The sequence below is a fragment of the Pseudomonas sp. 9AZ genome (assembly GCF_902506525.1).
Classification (GTDB): Bacteria; Pseudomonadota; Gammaproteobacteria; order Pseudomonadales; family Pseudomonadaceae; genus Aquipseudomonas; species Aquipseudomonas peli.
Genome location: NZ_LR733840.1, coordinates 3191078 through 3210240, shown reverse-complemented (window position 1 = coordinate 3210240; position 19163 = coordinate 3191078). Strand labels below are relative to the sequence as shown.

Annotated in this window: 19 protein-coding genes; 11 read left to right on the top strand and 8 right to left on the bottom strand. The window is 61.1% G+C overall.

Annotated features, from left to right (window positions below):
• The first annotated feature begins 29 nt into the window (after positions 1-29).
• The 4 genes from ALTER154_RS15070 (at position 30) to ALTER154_RS15055 (ending at position 4955) form a co-directional block, all read left to right on the top strand.
• Positions 30-467 carry an HIT family protein gene (locus ALTER154_RS15070; protein ID WP_160088231.1) on the top strand — a complete coding sequence of 146 codons (438 nt, stop codon included), beginning with the start codon at positions 30-32 and terminating at the stop codon, positions 465-467.
• Positions 468-585: 118 nt separating this feature from the next.
• Positions 586-1011: a 3-isopropylmalate dehydratase gene (locus ALTER154_RS15065; RefSeq protein WP_160088229.1), complete on the top strand. Its 426-nt coding sequence runs from the start codon at positions 586-588 to the stop codon at positions 1009-1011.
• Positions 1012-1200: 189 nt separating this feature from the next.
• Entirely contained in the window at positions 1201-2535 is a 1335-nt protein-coding gene (locus ALTER154_RS15060) for an NAD(P)/FAD-dependent oxidoreductase (protein WP_160088227.1), read from the top strand.
• 77 nt (positions 2536-2612) lie between these two features.
• Positions 2613-4955, top strand: coding sequence for a M48 family metallopeptidase (locus ALTER154_RS15055; RefSeq protein ID WP_160088225.1), 2343 nt, complete (start codon positions 2613-2615; stop codon positions 4953-4955).
• A gap of 139 nt (positions 4956-5094) precedes the next feature.
• On the opposite strand, the gene ALTER154_RS15050 is transcribed toward ALTER154_RS15055, so the two are convergent.
• The 5 genes from ALTER154_RS15050 to ALTER154_RS15030 all read right to left on the bottom strand — a co-directional run bounded on the left by ALTER154_RS15050 (position 5095) and on the right by ALTER154_RS15030 (position 9557).
• A complete protein-coding gene (locus tag ALTER154_RS15050) occupies positions 5095-6426 on the bottom strand; it encodes an MATE family efflux transporter (protein WP_160088223.1) in 1332 nt (443 codons plus the stop codon).
• 34 nt (positions 6427-6460) lie between these two features.
• The gene (locus ALTER154_RS15045; protein WP_169852838.1) at positions 6461-6886 is read right to left on the bottom strand and encodes a MarR family winged helix-turn-helix transcriptional regulator; all 426 of its coding nucleotides are present in this window, start codon (positions 6884-6886) and stop codon (positions 6461-6463) included.
• A 91-nt stretch (positions 6887-6977) separates the two neighbouring features.
• On the bottom strand, positions 6978-7706 hold the full coding sequence (locus tag ALTER154_RS15040) for an ABC transporter substrate-binding protein (protein WP_256665645.1): 729 nt from the start codon (positions 7704-7706) through the stop codon (positions 6978-6980).
• Between the two features lie 29 nt (positions 7707-7735).
• Positions 7736-8347, bottom strand: a complete 612-nt coding sequence (locus ALTER154_RS15035) for a LysE family translocator (RefSeq protein ID WP_090251605.1) — start codon at positions 8345-8347, stop codon at positions 7736-7738.
• Positions 8348-8483: 136 nt separating this feature from the next.
• Positions 8484-9557, bottom strand: a complete 1074-nt coding sequence (locus ALTER154_RS15030) for a hypothetical protein (RefSeq protein WP_160088221.1) — start codon at positions 9555-9557, stop codon at positions 8484-8486.
• Between the two features lie 350 nt (positions 9558-9907).
• Between ALTER154_RS15030 and ALTER154_RS15025 the strand changes: the two genes are divergently transcribed.
• The 3 genes from ALTER154_RS15025 to ALTER154_RS15015 are packed head-to-tail and all read left to right on the top strand — an operon-like array spanning position 9908 to position 11867.
• On the top strand, positions 9908-11029 hold the full coding sequence (locus ALTER154_RS15025) for a beta-ketoacyl-ACP synthase III (protein WP_160090154.1): 1122 nt from the start codon (positions 9908-9910) through the stop codon (positions 11027-11029).
• Positions 11029-11640 (top strand): RNA polymerase sigma factor, encoded by a 612-nt coding sequence (locus ALTER154_RS15020; protein ID WP_160088219.1) that lies wholly within the window; start codon positions 11029-11031, stop codon positions 11638-11640. The genes ALTER154_RS15025 and ALTER154_RS15020 overlap by 1 nt, the downstream gene beginning before the upstream one ends.
• Entirely contained in the window at positions 11634-11867 is a 234-nt protein-coding gene (locus ALTER154_RS15015; RefSeq protein ID WP_090251613.1) for an anti-sigma factor, read from the top strand. Before ALTER154_RS15020 ends, ALTER154_RS15015 begins: the two co-directional genes overlap by 7 nt.
• 32 nt (positions 11868-11899) lie before the next feature.
• On the opposite strand, the gene ALTER154_RS15010 is transcribed toward ALTER154_RS15015, so the two are convergent.
• Positions 11900-12433, bottom strand: a complete 534-nt coding sequence (locus tag ALTER154_RS15010; RefSeq protein WP_160088217.1) for a hypothetical protein — start codon at positions 12431-12433, stop codon at positions 11900-11902.
• A gap of 249 nt (positions 12434-12682) precedes the next feature.
• Between ALTER154_RS15010 and ALTER154_RS15005 the strand changes: the two genes are divergently transcribed.
• Positions 12683-13387 (top strand): Crp/Fnr family transcriptional regulator, encoded by a 705-nt coding sequence (locus tag ALTER154_RS15005; RefSeq protein ID WP_160088215.1) that lies wholly within the window; start codon positions 12683-12685, stop codon positions 13385-13387.
• 175 nt (positions 13388-13562) lie between these two features.
• Positions 13563-14267: a Crp/Fnr family transcriptional regulator gene (locus ALTER154_RS15000; RefSeq protein ID WP_160088213.1), complete on the top strand. Its 705-nt coding sequence runs from the start codon at positions 13563-13565 to the stop codon at positions 14265-14267.
• Here ALTER154_RS15000 and ALTER154_RS14995 read toward each other — a convergent pair.
• Complete coding sequence (locus tag ALTER154_RS14995; protein ID WP_160088211.1) at positions 14264-16390, bottom strand: bifunctional diguanylate cyclase/phosphodiesterase; 2127 nt, start codon at positions 16388-16390, stop codon at positions 14264-14266. The two genes, ALTER154_RS15000 and ALTER154_RS14995, sit on opposite strands and share 4 nt — an antisense overlap.
• Before the next feature lie 101 nt (positions 16391-16491).
• Positions 16492-16791: a hypothetical protein gene (locus ALTER154_RS14990; RefSeq protein WP_160088209.1), complete on the bottom strand. Its 300-nt coding sequence runs from the start codon at positions 16789-16791 to the stop codon at positions 16492-16494.
• Positions 16792-17183: 392 nt separating this feature from the next.
• Here ALTER154_RS14990 and pgm point away from each other — a divergent pair, with 392 nt between their 5' ends.
• Together pgm and ALTER154_RS14980 are read left to right on the top strand one after the other, a co-directional pair.
• Complete coding sequence (gene pgm / locus ALTER154_RS14985) at positions 17184-18836, top strand: phosphoglucomutase (alpha-D-glucose-1,6-bisphosphate-dependent) (protein WP_160088207.1); 1653 nt, start codon at positions 17184-17186, stop codon at positions 18834-18836.
• A gap of 125 nt (positions 18837-18961) precedes the next feature.
• Positions 18962-19120: a DUF3309 family protein gene (locus ALTER154_RS14980; protein ID WP_090251631.1), complete on the top strand. Its 159-nt coding sequence runs from the start codon at positions 18962-18964 to the stop codon at positions 19118-19120.
• Positions 19121-19163 lie beyond the last annotated feature (43 nt).

The window sequence follows — 19163 nt, the reverse complement described above, 5'->3', positions numbered from 1 at the left end:
TCTCAACCCCAGCCCACTGGAGAACCCTGATGAGCCTGCACGGCGAATACGACAACCAGAATATCTTTGCCCAGATCATCCGCGGCGAAGCCCCTTGCTACAAGCTCTACGAAGATGAGGATGTACTGGCTTTTCTCGATGTGTTTCCGCAGTCCTTCGGCCATACCCTGGTGATCCCCAAACGCTCGGCGGCGCGCACTATTCTGGAAATCGACAGCGACAGCCTGAGCAAGGTGATGGCCGTTGTGCAGAAGCTTACGGGTGTGATCGTCGATGAGCTGGAGCCAGCCGGGGTGCAAGTGGCGCAGTTCAATGGCGCGCCAGCCGGGCAGACGGTGTTCCATATTCATATGCATATCGTGCCGCGCTATGCCGGCGAGACGCTCAGCGTGCATGCCGGCGGCAAGGCGACTCCGCAAGAGCTGGCGGCGCTGCAGGCGCGTCTGCTCAAGCGCATCGCCGGTTGATAAAAGCCTGGTTGCGGCGGCGCAAAAGTCTGTACTTGAGGCCGGCCGTGCCAGGGGCAATACTCAAGCCGTTTTGGCTGTTCCCCTTTGCTGTTTTCTGCGCCCATGGAGGGCTCCCATGCGATTGATTTGTGCCGTTTTACCGCTGTTGCTGTTGGCCAGCTGTTCGTCCTGGAAGCCCGCGCCAGAGGATGTCAAACCTGTGCCGGCAGACCGTTTGCTGGGTTATCAGGCGCCGCTGGGGCAGGGCGGACAGTTGCAGGTCAATCGCGACTTCGGCGGCATGGGCGGCGGCTGCTATGTGGCGGTGCTGGTCGACCGTAAGGTGGCCGCACGCATTGGCGTGGGTGAGCAGGTGCGTTTTCAGGTGCCTGTCGGCACACGGGTGTTGAGTATTGGTATCGACGAGATGGACGACACCCTGTGCGGCATGGGCCGCCTGCGTCGTGAACTGGCCGTGAAAGTTGAGCCGGGCTCGCAGCAGAATTTCCGCATCGTCAGCGATAACCGCAAGGGTTTCGACATCCTGCCGGTTACTCAGTAACCCTCAGTTAGCCGGTGCCCTTTCAGGCGCCGGCTACTTCTGCCGTCTGCATCGGCCCGCGCATCGCCCGGATAACCTTCTTTTCTGATGTGCGCTGGCGCTCAGACTGGCGGCAATCTGCTACTGCGTATGGCCGTGCGGGCAAGCGGCAAGGGTAGAATCCGCTCGGTTAATTAACGGAGACGGGTCGTGAAGGGATTGCCGATTGCCATTGTTGGGGCCGGTACGGCGGGGTTGGCCACGGCGCTGTTCCTCGTCCGTCAGGGTTTCAGCGTGCGCCTGCTGGAGCTGGTGCCGCAGCTGCAGCCGGTCGGTGCTGGGGTGTTGTTGCAACCTTCGGGGCTGGCGGTGCTGCAGCAGTTGGGCCTATTTGCCGAGTGCAGCGGCCTGGGCGCTCCTGTCAGTCGCTTGTATGGCACCTCGGCCAATGGCCGGGTGATTCTCGATACCCGTTACGCGCATTGGCAGCCCGGCAGTTTCGGCATGGGCATCCATCGCAGCGTATTGCTCACGGCCTTGCTCAACGCGGCGCAACAAGCCGGTGTGCAGGTTGAAACCGGCGTGCATATCAGCCGTTTCAGTCAGCATGGCAACCATGTGCAGCTGTATCGCCAGGACGAACAGGGCGTGGAGCAGCCCTTCGGCGAGTTCGCCGCGCTGGTGCTGGCTGATGGCGTGCGCTCGGCCTTGCGTGGGCAGATGCAGGTCAAGCAGTGGTTGCAGCCTTACCCTTGGGGCGCGTTGTGGAGCATTGTGCCGACCCCGGCTTTGTCGCCAAACGCACTGGATATCACGGACCTGCGCCAGTGGTACCGCGACTGCGCGCAGATGTTCGGCATCATGCCCACCGGGCGTACTCACCTGAACCGCGAGCAAGCGCTGAGTAGTTTGTTCTGGAGCCTGCCGGTGGCGCAGTTCGGCACCTGGCGTGAAGCCGGCTTGGCTGCCTGGAAAGCCCAGGTGCTGCAACTGGCGGGCAGCGCTGCCGAACCCTTTGTTGAACTGATCGAACGTCCCGAGCAACTGAGCCAGGCGGTGTATGCCGATGTGCGCATGCAGCAGTGGCACGACGGCCGGGTGATCGCCATCGGCGACTGCGCTCACGCCATGAGCCCGCAACTGGGCCAGGGCGCGAATATGGCGCTGGTGGATGCGGCTGCCTTGTCCGCCGCAATCACCACACAACGCCCCCCAAACGACTGCGACTGGTCAGCGGTATTCGCCGCCTATGCCAGTAGCCGGCGTGATCACCTGCGTTATTACCGCCAAGCCAGCCGCTTGCTGACGCCACTGTTCCAATCTCACAGCCGCAGCCTGGCCTGGCTGCGTGACAGCGTGTTGTTGCTGGCTCGGCACAATCCATTTGGCCGTGCGCATGCGGTCAGCACCCTGGTGGGTGGGCGCAGTGGTTGGTTACTGAAGGGTGCCGAGCGGCCGTTGCAGGTCTGGAATGGCCAGCCTGAGGCATGGGGTTTAGATGAACGTGCGACTTCCCCAAATCCTGCGCAGCTGTCGGTGACCTGAGCCCTATGTGACCGGTAGCGAGTGCTGCACGCTTTGTTAATCTGCTGACCTATTTTAATTTGTAGCGAGGGATCGCCGTGTCGTTCCGTGTTGTGCTGAGTGGCCGGGCCTTGCCTGGGTATACGCCTGAGCAGATTGCCCAGCATTTACAGACGCAGCTGAAGTTCTCTGAGACCCAGGTGAAGGCCTTGCTGCCGCCGGCACGGCGGGTGGTCAAAAGTGGTTTGGATCGGCCCAGTGCCGAGCGCTGGTGCAGTCGGTTGCAACAGGCCGGCCTGGCCGTTTCGGTCGAGGAAGTTGCCGCGCCTGCGGCGGTCGACCCTCTGACGGTTCTACAGGAGTTAGCCCAGAAGGGGCTTAAGCGTGCCCGGCCCAGCCCGACGTATGCCTTGCAGCTGTTTCTGGTCACGCTCTGCTGCCTCTTGGTGCCGACGCTTTATGCGGGGTTGGTGATTGGACTGGGTGCGGGGCTTGCCTGGTACTTGCTGCATATCCACGAATACCTCGGCGGTTTGCGCAATATCTGGTTGCTGCTTTGCATCTATGGCGTGCCCGCAATCAGCGGCGGCATTCTGTTGCTGTTTATGGCGCGGCCATTCTTTCTACCCAGCCAGCGTGGTGATGAACCGCTGGAGCTGGACCTGGCCTGCGAGCCGCGTTTGCAGCTGGTGATCAACCAGTTGTGTCAGGCGATTGGCCTGCGCCCGCCGGTGGCGGTGCAGTTGTCCAATGAAGTAAATGCCAGCGTGCATTTCGAGAATGGCTGGAGCGGATTCTTCTCTGGCCGCAAAGTGCTGACCATCGGCATGCCACTGGTTGCCGGGATGAGTGTGCAGCAGTTTGTCGGCGTACTGGGGCACGAGTTTGGCCACTTTGCTCAGCGGCTGGGCATGCGCTGTAACTTCCTTGTCAACTCGGTCAATGCCTGGCTGGAAGTGCGTAGCAATAGCCGCGACCCTTGGGATGATCGCCTGCAGGAATGGCTGGAGAACGATCCCTGGTGGATTCTGCAGCTGGCCATCTGGGTGGCGCAGCAGGGAATCGAGTTGTCGCGGCTGCTGATGCGTGGCTGTTTCTGGCTGAGCTTTCGCCTGTCCCGCTCGTTGTCGCGGCAGATGGAGTTCGACGCCGACCGCTACGAGAGTCTGCTGGCCGGTAGTGCGGCGTTTCGTGGCAGTGCCTTGCAGTTGCGTGCGCTGTCCTGGGCCTGGCGTGAAGTGGATCAGCAGAATGCCCGTACCTGGCGCGAGCGTCGTCTGCTGCGCGATATGCCGCACGCCACTGCCGAGAAGACCTCCAGCATGAGCCAGGCCACTCGGCGGCAGATGGAGCAGAGCCTCGAAGAGGGCAGTACCCGCTATTGGCACACCCACCCTGCCGATCTGGCGCGTATCCAGCACAGTGAAGCCCTGCAGGCGCCTGGCTACTTGCATGACGCTCGCCCGGCAGCCGTTCTGTTCGAGCACTTCGCCGAGCATTGTCAGCGTGTCACCGAGGCTTACTACGCGGAGCTGGGCCTGGAGTATGACGAGCAGCAGTTACAGGACAGCCAACAGATCTTCCAGATCAGCGCCCAGCGTGAAGAGGCGCTTGATCAGCTCTGGGAGTGGACAGGTCGGCAATGGCGCAACTTGCCCTGGCTGGCGCTGCACCAGCCGGTTCAGGCCGCCCATGCCACGCTGGGCTGGCAGGCTGTGATTGATGAGTTGCGCCGCCTGTCTCCGGAAATTACTCAGGCCTGGACTCAGGCTGAAGTGCAGGAAGACCAGCGTGTGGCGCTGGCCTGGTGTGGCGAGTTGCAGCGCAATGGCGTGAATTCGCGGCTTAGTGATGCTGAGGCGTTTGATGCAAGTAAGCACCTGCCGTTGTATCAGCAGATTGATGCTGGTAAGACCCCGGCGCAGCTGCAGTTGCTCCAGGCCGCTTCGTTATACCGGCGTCGCCTGGAACTGAGCCTGGCGAGTGCAACCACGGCGCTGCGTGAAACAGCCCGTCTGGCGCTGCATTTGAGCAAGCTGTATGTCGACTATGCGCGCCTGTTGGAGGCCCGCGAACTGGCCGAACGCTTTCTGGATTGGCATCAGCAGACTCCCGACAGCCTGACTGAGCGCTTGAGCCAGGATGCCTTGTCGCGCTATCAAGATTTGGCCCTGCGCTTGCTCAAAGCGGCGGATCAAACGCCCCAGACCCTGCTTGATGGCAGCACGCTGGGCGGTTATCTGCGCCTGCGCTGCCCACGGCTAAATGCCCAGGCCGGCGAGCCGGTCGAGTTTCTGCGCAATAGCGCGACGCTGATCGACAGCCTGGCCTATGTGCATCGCCGGGCCATGGCTGAGCTGGCCAGCTATGCCTTGCAGCGTGAGCGCGAGCAGGGACTGCGCGGCATCCGGCTGGTGCTCAAGGTTGGCGATCCAGGCTGAGCGAGCGGTGCTTGATAACAACTGCATTCGCTCCCGTGCGCGTTGTGCGCTGTAGTTGGGTTGTTATCTGCAAGGTTTGACGGTTGTAAGTGACGCACTTGCTCGTGCGTCACTTACAGCGGCTGCTTAGGTTTTGCGCTTAGGAAGCGCTATCGAGCGTTTTTAGCTGCTGCAACTGGCGCCGCAACATCCAGATCACCACCAGGCTCAGGCAGACGTTGGACAGCGGCAAGGCCAGCCACACGCCGTTAAGCCCCAGCAGCAGTGGCATCACCGCGAGGAAGGGCAGCTGGATCAGCATATTGCCCACTGTCACCAAGGTAGCGTTACGCGCTTGGCCCATGGCCTGGAAGAAGCTCGCCGCCAGAATGATAAAACCATCAAGGAACATGGCGAACAGATGCAGGCGCAGGCCCAACACGCTGGCGTCCAGCAGGGCTTGGTCGCTGCCGCTGAAAATCCCGGCAAACAGCCTGGGCAGGATTAACAGCGCTGCAGTCATCAGCACGCCGCTGCCCACAGCGGTGAGCAGGCCCAGGCGTAGCACGCGGCGCACTTTGTCTGGCTCGCGGGCACCGTAGAAGTAGCTGACCAAGGGCTGCATGCCGCCGCAGACGCCTTCGGCAAACATGTAATAAAACGCCATCAGGTAACCGGCGATAGCGTAGGCGGCCACCTGCAAGGGGCTGCCGTAGTGCATAAACAGCAGGTTGTGCAGCACCACCACCAGGCTCATGTAGAGGTACATCAGCATGCTGGAGAAACCGGTGGTGAGCACGTCCAGGCTCTTGCCCAGGTTCAGCGTGCAGGCGGCCAGGGGCATCTGCAGCGGGTTATGTCGGCTGCAGATAAAGCCCAGGCAGATCAGCACCGACAGGCTCTCGCCGATCACCGTGGCCAGGGCTGCGCCGTGCAGGCCCCATTGCCAGACGATGATAAACAGGTAGTCGAGTGCCACGTTGGTGAGCGCGCCCATCAGCATGGCCAGGGTCGCCAGGCGCGGTGCGCCTAGGTTGCGTACCAGCAGGGGCAGGGCGATGGAACCGAATACCAGAGGCGCGGCCCAGCCGATCACCCGCAGGTAGTCATTGCCCAGTTGCGCCAGGTCGTTCTCGGCGCCTTGCATGGCCATAAAGGCTGGGCCGATCAGTACTACCAGCACGCCTGTGGGAATGCCCAGCAGAACCAGTAGCCAGATGGCTTGAGCCAGATAGCTGCGTGCCTCCGGCCACTGTGCGGCGCCCTGGGCCAGGGAGCATTGAGCGCCGCCGCCCATGCCGATCATCATGCCGATGGCCAGCATCAGCCCGGACAGCGGCCAGGCCATGTTGATCGCCGACAAGCCGGTGGCACCCATGGCGTGACCGATGAAGATGCCATCGACGACCATGTACAGGCCACTGATCATCAAGGCAGCGATGGCCGGGATGCTGTAGCGCCAGAAGGTGCGGGTGATGCTTTGACTGTTCATAAGGTTTTCACGGGTAAACGATTGCGCGGCTGGGTCAGCCGATTTCGAGGGTCTGGCAGGCTTTGGCCAGTAACTGGCTGAGCTGCTGCATTTCTTCAGGGCTGAGGTTCTGTTCCAGGCTGGCGGCGGTTTGCACGTAGACATCGCGCTCTTCCTGTTCCAGCGCATTGGATTTGGCCGTGGCCAGCAGGCGCATGGCGCGGCCGTCCTCACTGCAGGGCAGGCGCTGCAGGTATCCGCGTGCCTCCAGCTTGCTGGCCATGGCGCTGGCACTGGCCTTGCTGACGTTCATCCGTTCGGCCAGTTCGGTCAGGCGCAGGCCGTTTTCGGCGGACATCAGGGCATACAGGTAGTCCAACTCGCTGTTGCTCAGTTCCATGCTGCCGCTGTGTTGGGCGTACTGCCGCCAGTGGTGCCACATGTGCCATTGCAGGCGTTTAAGGCTGTCGGTGATCGGCATGCTTGCCCTCCGTTATATTTCGTTAGGCTAACTAACTAAATAAAGCGTGGCAAGCCGTGGACGATCGGCGGCGCGTGCGTAGGGGTTGAGGTCAGCGATAGCGGGCGAGTATTTCGTCGAATTCGCCAGCCTGTTTCATCTGCACCATGGCGCGCAGTAGGGCCATGGTCGGGACATCCGGGGCATCACGGACGATGCAGGCGATGGGATCGCTGGCCACTTCGCTCAGGTAGTGCAGTTTCTCCCCGGGCGCCTGGTGGCGGTTGAACCAGTGCAGGGATAGTTCATTGCTGATGGCATAGCGGTTTCGCCGAGCGCTGAGTTTGAGCAGCACCTGATCCTGGGTGCGGGCGTCTTCACGCTGGATCTGGCCGCTGGCGAACAGCGGCTCCAGGCGTGGGTAGGTGAAGCCGAGGACGGTGCCCAGGCGCTCATTGAGCAGTTGCTCGGGCTCCAGTTTCTCGGGCGTAACACCTGCCAGCACATCACGCTGCGTCATAAAGGGCAGGCTCCAGATATAGCGATGGTGGCCACTATTGACCCAGTTCGGGCTGACGTAGCAGCGCACATCAATATCGCCGGTATCCAGCGCGTGCTGCACACGCATACGCGGCATCACCACCATCTCGGCCTTGCGCCCAACCTTGGCGGCCAGACGCTGATGCAAGTCGACCAGGATGCCTTCCACTGCCTTGCCGTCTTCGATACGCACCATGGGCATGGCCCAGCTGTCATTGATCGAGAAGCGCAGCGCGCGCTCGGCGGCGAATGATGTGCCGCTCAGGGTGAGCAACAGCAGGGCAGGTAACAGCTTGGACACCAAGGCAGGTCCTTTGCGCTGTAGGCGCTTCAGCGCGTCATCGGCAGGGCTGCGCCCATCAAGGCAAACAGCCCGCCGCAGCAGCGATTGAAGCCTTTGCCACTGCGTTGCAGCCAGGGCCGCACGCGATGGGCCATGCGTGCCAACAGGTATTCGACGCTGCCTTCGACCACGGCAAAGGTCAGCGCCATGATGGCGAACTGCAGCAAGAGGTCACCGCGTGGGTCGAGAAACTGCGGCAGAAAGGCGCCGAAAAACAGGATCACCTTGGGGTTGGACAATGCCGATAGCAGGCCCTGGCGAAACAGCTTGAAGCCGCTGCTCTCGGCTGCTTTCTCGGCCATCGCGAGGTGCAGCGGCGGTGCGCGCCAGAGCTGAATGCCGAGCCAGATCAGGTAGGCGCCGCCGAGCCATTTGAGGATGGTCAGGGCCTGCGCCGAGGCTTGCAGCAGGGTGCCGATACCGAGCATCGACAAGGCCATCAACAGGGTAAAACCCAACACGCCGCCGCTGACGGTAAACAGGGTTTTGCGGTGGCCATACAAGGCGCCATGGCTCAGCGCGAGCAGGCCATTGGGGCCTGGAGTCAGCGACAGGCCAAACACTGCCGTAAGAAAGATTAGCCAGGTATGCAGGGCCATAAGACAGGTATCCAGAAGCGCAAGAGTGCAGGGCCTGCGCGGCCCTGCGAGCCTCTGTTTTTTCATGCTGTGCCCAGATAGTCAAGCCGGCTTGAGTCGCACGGTCGCATTCATCAGCCTGGGCGGCGCACGGGGATCAGCGATTGGCCTCCTTAAAGTTATCGTCTGAGGGTTCCTTGCTGTAGGCGCCCTGATCCTGAACCAATTTCTTGCTGCCATTCATCAAGGTATTGATGCGGCTGTCGCTGGTTTTCGCCGAGGCGGCCTGGTTGCTGGTGCCGGTAATCAACGGTGGGTTGCTGCTGAACGACCACAGGTAGTGCCACACTGCGGCATTGTGCTTCTCGGTCAGTTGCGTGGCGTTGAAGTACCAGGGCTTCAGCTCGCTGAAGGCGGTCATGTTCATCAGCCCGGTGTTGCTGTCGCCGATAAAGCCGGTGCTGCTGGCCCCGGAGGTGCGGTAGGTCTCGAAGATCACGCCCTTGGTTTTCAGTGCGCTGACATAGGTGCGGCAGACTTCGCCGACCCACTTGTTGCCCAGGTAGCTTTTCGCGTTGTTGGAGTAGAATGGGTCGAGCAGGGCTACGCGTTTGGGCAGCAGCTTGCTGTTCACTGTTCCAGCCGTGACCGCATCGCTGATCTTCTTGGTCAGCACGATGGCCATCTGGTTGCCCAAGGAGTGGCCGGCGATACGGATATTGTTGCCGCTGTAGCCGGCGAGATTGGCTTTGTAGCTGTTGAACAGCAGGTCGCTGGCCGATTGGCTTGGGCCTGTGGCGTAAACCCCGCTGCTGTTGCGCCAGCGCATGGCGCGCGGGCCGCTGGCGGTCCAGATCTTGGCTTCGGCATCTTTGACTTCGCTTTCATCGGCGAACTGATTCCAATACAGCACGCCGACGTTGTAGCCCGCTGCCAGCCAAGCGTTGGCAAGATCCAGATCGGGGCCGCCGGCATCCTTACGGTTGAAGGTTTCGCGGTTCTTCTTTTGCGTCGAGCCGTTCTGCCAGCCGTGGATATAGATCAGTGTTGGTTTACTGGCCACGTAATAGGCATTCGTCTGGCCAGGCACGGCTTTTTGCCAGCTATCGCCGTAGCCAAACCAGTACAGGCCGTGGTCAAGATTCTGGAAGGTGCTGTCGGGGAATACACCCACGGCGGCCTGGCTCAGGGAGGTAAAACTCAGCACCAGCAATAGAAGCAGCTTGCGCATGACGGAAACCTTTCTTGTTATTAGGGAAAGGCGAGCATATAGATTGTCCGACAATCATCTATCCCCCGGACGGGTGAGGTCGCACCGTCTCCGATCAAGGCACTGGGCGGGATGTGTCTTGCGCGACGTTGTGAGCATCTTTGCCTCAATAGTCCGCAGTATGTTGCAGGTCCCAGACGTGCTGAGCGGACGAAGCACCCCAGGCTGTGGCAAACTCCAAGGCTCGTAACAGGACGTTTCATGGATCGAGTTTGCTGAGCCTGTCAGCCGTTTTTTTGCCCATGGCCTAGCCTGCCAGGGTGTATTGCATAACTGGCCGCTGCCTGCGGCGAAGAACAAGAGGAATGACTGTGCATAACGTCGTGATCAGTGGTACCGGCCTCTATACCCCGGCAAACAGTATTTCCAACGATGAGTTGGTCGAGTCGTTCAACGCCTTCGTCCAGCAATTCAATGCCGACAACGCCGCGGCCATTGCCAGCGGTGAAGTCGAAGCGCTGAGCGAGTCGAGCAGCGGCTTCATCGAAAAAGCCTCGGGCATCAAGAGCCGCTTTGTCATGGACAAGGCCGGCATTCTCGATCCCGCGCGCATGGCGCCGCGCCTACCGGAGCGCAGCAATGAAGACTGGGGCATCCTCTGCGAAATGGCCGTAGGCGCCGCCAAGGACGCCATGGCTCGCGCCGGCAAGACTGCCGCCGATATCGACGGGGTGATCGTGGCCTGCTCCAACCTGCAGCGCGCCTACCCGGCGGTGGCGATTGAAGTGCAGGCCGCACTGGGCATCCAGGGTTTCGGTTATGACATGAACGTGGCCTGTTCCTCGGCCACCTTCGGCATCCAGGCTGCAGCCAACAGCGTGCAGCTGGGCCAGGCCCGCGCGATTCTGATGGTCAACCCGGAAATCTGCACCGGCCACCTGAACTTCCGTGACCGCGACAGCCACTTTATCTTCGGTGACGCCGCCACGGCGGTCATCATCGAGCGCGCCGACCAGGCCACCTCGAACTACCAGTTCGATATCGTCGGCACCAAGCTGATCACCCAGTTCAGCAACAACATCCGCAACAACTTCGGCTTCCTCAACCGCTGTGCGGAAGAGGGCGTTGGCGCCCGTGACAAGCTGTTCGTTCAGGAAGGCCGCAAGGTGTTCAAGGATGTCTGCCCGATGGTTGCCGAGCTGATTGCCGCGCACCTGGCCGAGAACAAGCTGAACGTCGGCGACGTGAAGCGCTTCTGGCTGCACCAGGCCAACCTCAACATGAACCTGCTGATCGCACGCAAGCTGCTGGGTCGTGATGCCGAGCCAGGTGAAGCACCGGTGATTCTCGATACCTACGCCAACACCAGTTCGGCCGGTTCGGTGATCGCCCTGCACAAATACCAGGAAGACCTGCCGAGCGGCGCCCTCGGTGTGCTTAGCTCGTTCGGCGCGGGCTATTCGATTGGTAGCGTGATCCTGCGTAAGCATTGATGGATTACCCGGCTGATCAGGCGCTGCTCACGCGTCTGCGTGCAGGCGAGCAGAAGGCCTACCGCGAACTGGTTGCCACCTATCAGGGGGCAATGCGCGCGGTGGCCTTTGCCATTGTCGGCAGCCGTAATGCCGATGAAGTGGTGCAGGACGCTTGGCTGGCCGTGGTGCGCAACCTCGATGGCTTTCAAGCGCGCTCCAGCCTGAAGACTTGGCTGCTGACCATCACCGCCAACACCGCGAAAACCCGTCTCAAGGGCAATCGCCGTGAAGTGCTGCTCGACGACATTCCCTCGCCCCACGGCAGCATTGGTGATGAGCGATTCAGCTCGGATGGCCATTGGCTGCTGGCGCCGCATGCCTGGCATCACGACTCCCCGGAAGCCCTGCTGACCGAGGACGAATTACGCGAATGCCTGGAGAAAACCCTGGCCAGCTTGTCCGAGCTGCAGGGCAGCGTGCTGCACCTGCGTGAGCGTGAAGGGTTGGAATTGGAAGAAATCTGTAATCTTTTGCAGGTCTCGCTCTCCAATGTGCGGGTGCTGCTGCACCGCGCGCGTCTCAAGGTATTCGCTACCCTGGAGCATTTTGAGGAGACTGGCCAATGTTGAGTTGTAAGGAGTTGGTGGCCCACTCCAGTGAATTTATTGATGGCCAGTTGGGCCTGGGTAAACGCATGTCCGTGCGCTTGCACCTGGCGATGTGTCAGCACTGCCGGCGGTTTATCAAACAGATGCGTCTGAGTCAGGCAGTACTGCGCCAACTGCCGCCCGGGCAGAGCGCCGAGCTGGACGCTTTGGCGGCCAAGCTGGCGGAGTTGCGTCGCAACCATTCCTGATCGCCAGGCCGTTGGCCTGGCTAACTTCTCGTTTACTCGGCGTCTTGCGCGGCTTTAAGTGCTTCATAGGCCGGCGCGGCGTAGATGCCGACTTCCACTGCCAGCTCCATCACCCGCGCCAAGTCCGTGCTGTACACCAGTACGGCTTGCAGCTCGTCATCCAGCGGCTCGCTGAAATCCAGCAACACATAACCCTTGGTTTCCGGTGACAGGCTGGCGAGTTGCACCTGAATGCGATTTAGCGCTTTCAGCGGCTCGACCTTGGCCAGTTGCTTGGCTTTGAGCACAAAGCTCACCTCTGGTCCGAACGATTCGGTGATCTGCTGGAACAGTGCGTCATAGCTGTCGGCCTGGAACAGCACAGTCTCCGGTAGGCTGCCGACCACCACCCATTCACCCAGCGGAATGGGGAAGCTGTCGTCGAAATTGATGTCCGGGTTGGCGGCGAGAAACGCCTGCGGATCGGCGTAGGCCTGTGCGGCCTCATCGGCGATGCGCGTGACTTCTTCCGGCAGCATGCAGCCCGAGCTTATTTTGCTGATCAGTTCTTCAAGCTGGGCTTTCATTGGGGTCATCCTGCGGGATCAAAGGGCCGGCAAGGATAGCCGCAAATGGCTGCAAACGCTGCATTTGCGCGTTTTTGTCGACGCGTAAAATGACCATTTTCACCTGCCTTATAACTGCCCGGAATAGAGCCTGTCTGTACGCTACCGTACAGATAAAAAAACAGATTGGATTATGCTGGCGTGTGCAGTTAAGGCTCTGTAGCGAGCGCACATCAATCGCCAGCAGGCCTAAGAAGACCGGAGACAGTGATGTCCATAGCCCCATATCCCCAACAAAACCATCTGCTTGCCACCTTACCCGGTGAGGTGCTGGAGCGTCTGTTGCCGCACCTTGAGTTGGTGGATATGCCGCTGGGCATGGTGCTCTACGAATCAGGCGATACCCTGCGGCATGTGTACTTTCCCACCGATTCGATTGTGTCCCTGCTGTATGTGATGGAAAGCGGTGCGTCGGCGGAAATTTCCGTGGTGGGTAATGACGGGGTGATTGGTGTGGCGCTGTTTATGGGCGGTGAAAGCACCACCAGTCGCGCCCTTGTACAAAGTGCTGGCAGCGCTTACCGGGTACTCGGCAAACGCTTCAAGGAAGAGTTCAACCGGCATGGCGACATGCTGCAGCTGATGCTGCGCTACAGCCAGGCGCTGATTACCCAGATGGCGCAGACGGCGGTGTGCAACCGCCATCACTCGATTGATCAGCAGCTGTGCCGCTGGCTGTTGTTGTCGCTTGATCGGTTGAGGGACAACAAGCTGGCCATGACCCAGGAACTGATCGCCAATATGCTCGGCGTGCGCCGCGAGGGCGTCACCGAGGCCGCCGGCAAACTGCATCGCCAAGGCGTAATTGATTACAGTCGCGGGCTGATCACCGTGCTCGATCGCGCCAAGCTGGAAAGCCTGAGCTGTGAGTGTTACGCCGTGGTCAAGCGCGAAACCGACCGCCTACTGCCTTAAAGCCAGCGCATCCAAAGCCCCAATCTGTTACGCGCGCGGTTAGCCATTTAATGGCTTGGCTTGAGTGCCGCAGCGCACAGAGCTTTGCCAAATGCTCAGGCAGACTGCAGCGGCGATAGCGTCAAGCACCGTTGTCGTGCCATGTTTTGGCAAGCGTCGTGCTCGGGACAAGTGAATGTCTGTTAAAGCACCGCTGCAAATCTTCAGCCGTCTGATCGAAGGGCTGCCCAGCAAACAACGCAAACAACTGCTTAATGGCTGCGAACCGGTGGACCTGGTTTTCGGCAACGTGTTGCATGAAGCCAACCAGCCGATTCGCCATGTGTATTTTCCGCTGAGTGGCTTTGTCTCGCTGGTGACCACCCTCGATGGGCATCAGCCGCTGGAGATGGGCCTGATCGGCAATGAAGGCATGCTGGGCGCAACCCTTGCCCTGGGCATTGGCCAGGCGCCCATGCGCGCGGTGGTGCAGGGTTCGGGCAGTGCCTTGCGTATCAGCAGTCAGTTATTCAAGCAGGAGCTGTTGAGTAGCCCGGCGCTGCTACGTGCGCTCAAGCGCTACCTGTATGTGGTGATGACGCAGCTGTCGCAGAGCGCAGCCTGTACGCATTTCCATGAAATCGAGCCACGCCTGGCGCGTTGGCTGCTGATGACCCACGACCGTGCGCATGCCGATCATTTTCACCTGACCCATGAGTACCTTGCTGACATGCTCGGCGTGCGCCGCAGTGGTGTATCGATTGCCGCCGCAGCCATGCAGGCACGCGGATTGATCAGCTATAGCCGCGGTGAGATTCATATCCTTGACCGCGCCGGGTTGGAGCTGGCCGCCTGCGAGTGTTATGCCGCGCTGCAGGCCGACTACCGCGCGCAGTTTTAACCCAGGGTGCCCGTTGTCTGGTAAAGCGTATTGATCGGCGAGCTGATGCCGCTGCGCAGCAGATTGGCAAACTGCTCCGCGCTGACCGGGTGGCTGAATAGAAAGCCCTGGCCTTCGCTGCAGTGATGGCTGCGCAGGAACTCCAGCTGCGCGGTTTCTTCGATCCCTTCGGCGATTACTCGCTGTTTCAGGCTGTTGCCCATGGCGATCACGGCGCTGACGATAATGCCGTTGCTGTTGTGGATGTCCTGCACAAAGGAACGATCAATTTTCAGCACATCGATGGGGAACTGGTTGAGGTAGCTGAGGCTGGAGTAACCGGTGCCGAAATCGTCCACCGCCAGTTGTACGCCGAGGGTCTTCAGCTGTTGCAGGATCGTGGCGCTGGCCTGGGCGTCGCGCATCAGCACGCTTTCGGTGATCTCCAGCTGCAGGTTGTTGGGTTTAAGGCCGGTGACCCTCAGGGCGCTTTCCACGCTGTCGACAAAGTCCTTGCGGCGAAACTCCAGGGCCGAGATGTTCACTGCCACCGAATCCAGGGCATAGCCGCAGTTCTCCCAGCGTTTGGCCTGGGCGCAGGCTTGCAGCAGCACCCAGCGGCCCAGTGGCACGATCAACCCGCAGGCTTCGGCCACCGGAATAAACCGCGCCGGCAGAATCATGCCCCATGCCGGGTGCTGCCAGCGGATCAGCGCTTCGGCGCTGGTGATTCTGCCGCTGTGCAGGTCGATCTTCGGCTGGTAGTGAAGGATAAATTCGCTGTTTTCCATGGCCGTGCGCAGGTGCGCTTCGATCAACTGGCGTTCAACTGCGTGAACATTCATCTCCTGGCGGAAAAACTGGTAGTTGTTGCGGCCTTCTTCCTTGGCCAGGTACATCGCTGTGTCGGCATTCTTGATCAGGCCTTCGGCATCCGTGGCGTCGTTGGGGTAAGTGCTGATGCCGATGCTGGAGGTAATGTGCAGTTGCTGCTGGCCAATGGTGTGGCTCATGGCCAGGACACTGAGGATTTTTTCGGCGGTGCGCGCGGCATCGTCGGCCGAGTGGCTTTCGCTCAGCAGCACCACAAACTCATCACCGCCCAAACGGCTGACCGTGTCAGAGCTGCGCACGCAGTCGCTCAAGCGCAGCGCTACCGCTTGCAGCAGCTGGTCGCCGACGCCGTGGCCAAGCGAATCATTGATGTGCTTGAAGTTATCCAGGTCGAGAAACAGCACCGCCAGATGGCTGCTGCGGCGCTCGGCCAGAGCGATCGCCTGGTTGATGCGGTCATTGAGCAAGGCGCGGTTGGGCAGGTTGGTCAGGGCGTCATGCTGCGCCAGATGGGCCATCTTTTCGGTCATGGCGTGGGCGGCAGTCATGTCGTGGAAGACCATTACCGCGCCCTTGAGGCGCCCGGCCGAATCATGGATCGGCGCGGCGGAATCTTCGATGGCGGACTCGCTGCCATCGCGGCGGATCAGGATCGTGCCGGCCGCCAGCAGTTTGCTCTCATCGTGCTGCAGCACCTTGACGATGGGGTTGGCCACCGCCTCACGGCTTTTATCGTTGACCAGGTGCATCACGCTGTCGATCGGCAGGCCATGGGCTTCGTCGAGTTGCCAGCCAGTCATATGTTCGGCGGCGCTATTGAGGTAGTCGACGTTGCCCTGCAGATCGGTACTGATCACCGCGTCACTGATCGAGTTGAGGGTCAGTGACGCGCGGGCTTTTTCGACAAACAGCGTTTCTTCCACGGCCTTGCGTTGGATGATATTGCGCAGCGATTGCGGCACCAGATAACTGTTGAAGTGGCCCTTGGACAGGCAACCCTGGGCACCACGCTGAATGGCGTCCCAGGTTTGCTGGTCATCCTCCAGGGTGCTCAGCGTGAGGATTGGAATACTGGAGGCGAGGACGAACAGCTGGTCGAAGGTGGCCAAACCCTGGCTGTCCGGCAGATCGAGATCAACCATGATCGCGTCGATGGGCTCTTTGCGATGGCTTTCCAGGCGCTGCAGGGCCTGCGCCAGGCTGGTCACCCACTCAATCAGGAACGGGCCGTCCTGGGCTCTATCCAGTACATCTTCCAAGGTCGCGGCGTCGTCACTGTTGCCGGTAATGATCAGAACGCGATTAGCCATGATGCCTATTCCTCCGTGAACAACATTACGCGGTGCGGGTGAGGCGCCTGCGTTGCCGATATGGCGTTAAGCATCGTGGGAGGTGCTGTGTGGTTGCGCGCTCAAAAGCGCAGCCGTGGCGGTGGCGGCTGGTCGTACTGCGGCGCGTTTACCGGCAGGCTGATCCAGCGGTCGTATAGACGCGCCTTGCTGCTGGTGCGTTCAGTATTCTCTGGTTCCGGTTGCAGCCTGGCGTTGTGCAGGTTGTTGCGCTGCGCCGGTTCTGTGGTTGTCACGTGCTGTGGCGCGCGGCCGAACACTTCTGGCGCAAATAGCTCGGCAGAGGCGTTGCCAGCCAGCAAGGCCGGCAGGATCAGGGCGATGCTGCCGGCCATCGCGTGGATGTATCCGAGCCCATGCATGTCGTCCCTCCCCGTTTATGGACGTGTCTCACGTGCCTTCTCCAACGCACAACGTCCGGCCGCGAGCTGACCCGCGCTAACGTCGACAACTGCAATAGGTTTACTGCCCGCTAAGCGGGCTTTCGCTCAGGATGCGCAGCATGGCCAATCAGCGGGCCAAGCCGTTCGGGTGTGGGGGCGGGTTGGCGCTGGGCTGGTCTGTCCATGGTCACCTCTGAGCAAATCCCATGCGGGCGCAAATACGGGGGCTGAGTATTAGATACGCTGCTTGCAGGGGGCTTGTCAGTGCGCTATCGCACCTAGCGCGCTTCGGGATAAAGCCTCTCGGGATTACCCGGTCGGGCTGCTAGACTGGCGCACTTTTCACCGTCCGATCATTTTTGGAGCCTGTTGTGAGCCCGCGTATTCACCCTTTGGCCGGTCAGCCGGCACCTGCGTCCCTGTTGACCGATATCTCTGCGCTGCTGGCGGCCTATTACGATCTGCAGCCAGACCTGAGCGTGGCCAGCCAGCGCGTGGCATTCGGCACCTCCGGGCATCGCGGCAGCTCCCTGGCTTACAGCTTCAACGAGGCCCATGTGCTGGCGATCAGCCAGGCGATCTGTGATTACCGGGCGGCCCAGGGCATCAGCGGTCCGCTGTTTATCGGCGCAGATACCCATGCGCTGTCGCAGCCGGCGCTGGACAGCGCGATTGAAGTGCTGGCGGCCAATGGCGTGCAGACCATGATCTCTGCCGGCGGCGAGTTCACCCCGACGCCGGCGATCAGCCAGGCCATCCTGGTGCACAACCAGGGCCGCAGCTCGGGCCTGGCCGATGGCATCGTCATCACCCCCTCGCACAACCCGCCGGACAGCGGCGGTTTCAAGTACAACCCCACCAACGGCGGCCCGGCTGACAGCGATATCACCACTTGGGTGCAGAACCGCGCCAATGCGTTGCTTGAAGGCGGCCTGCGCGAGGTCAAGCGCATGCCCCTGGCGCAGGCGCGGCAGGCGGCCAATGTGCAGGAATACGATTACCTCGCCAGCTATGTGAATGACCTGGGCAACGTCATCGACTTCGCCCCGATCCGCGCGGCGGGCCTGCGCCTGGGTGTCGACCCGTTGGGCGGCGCCGGCGTGCATTACTGGGGCCGCATCGCCGAGCAGTACGGCCTCAATCTGGACGTGGTGAGCGAGATCATCGATCCGCAGTTCGCCTTTATGAGCCTGGACTGGGACGGGCAGATCCGCATGGATCCGTCCTCCAGCCATGCCATGCAACGCCTGATCGGCCTGAAGAACGGCTACGACATCGCCTTTGCTTGCGACACCGACTACGACCGCCACGGCATCGTTGCGCCGAGCGTCGGCCTGTTGCCGGCCAACCACTTCCTCAGTGTGGCCATCGATTACCTGTTCCAGCATCGCCCGCAATGGAGCGCCACAGCAGCGGTGGGCAAAACTCTGGTGAGTAGCGCGATGATTGACCGCGTCGCTGCGCGCTTGGGCCGGCCGATGCAGGAAGTTCCGGTGGGCTTCAAATGGTTTGCCGGCGGTCTGTTCGACGGCTCCCTGGGCTTTGGCGGTGAGGAGAGCGCCGGGGCGACCTTCCTGCGCCGTGATGGCCGGGTCTGGACCACCGACAAGGACGGCATCGCCCTAGCGCTGCTGGCTGCTGAGATGACCGCAGTAACCGGGCGTGACCCTGGCGAGCTGTACCAGGGGCTGAGCGATGAGTTCGGCGCGATTTATGCCGACCGGGTTGATGCGCCGGCCACCCCTGCGCAGAAAAAAGCCTTTGGCAAACTCTCGCCCGCACAGATCAGCAGCCGCGAGCTAGCCGGTGATGCCATTACCCAGGTGCTCGACAAGGCGCCGGGCAATGGCGCGGCGATTGGCGGCATCAAGGTGATCAGCGAGGGCGGCTGGTTCGCCGCGCGGCCGTCGGGCACCGAAGACATCTACAAGATCTACGCCGAGAGCTTCCGCGATGCCGCGCACCTGCAGCGCATCTTCAGCGAGGCGCAGCAGATCGTGGATGGGGCACTGGTCGCCGAATAGCAGGGCCGCCGTCGGTGCGATAGCGCACCGACACCTGCCGCTGTGGCGTACAGGATGAAGCAGCGCTTGGGTGCCGTGCCGGCACCTGTTGTTCCGGCGTGCTGCAACTCATCAAGGAGAACGCCATGAGCCTGGGTACCATTCTATTGATCGTGCTGGTGCTGTTATTGATCGGTGCTATACCGGCCTGGCCACACAGCAGAAGCTGGGGTTACGGGCCTACGGGCGGTTTGGGCGTCGTGGTGGTGGTGCTGTTGGTGCTGCTGTTAATGGGCCGAATTTAACCGCTACCTGACATGTCCCACGGCCGTTGCGCAGCAAGTGGTT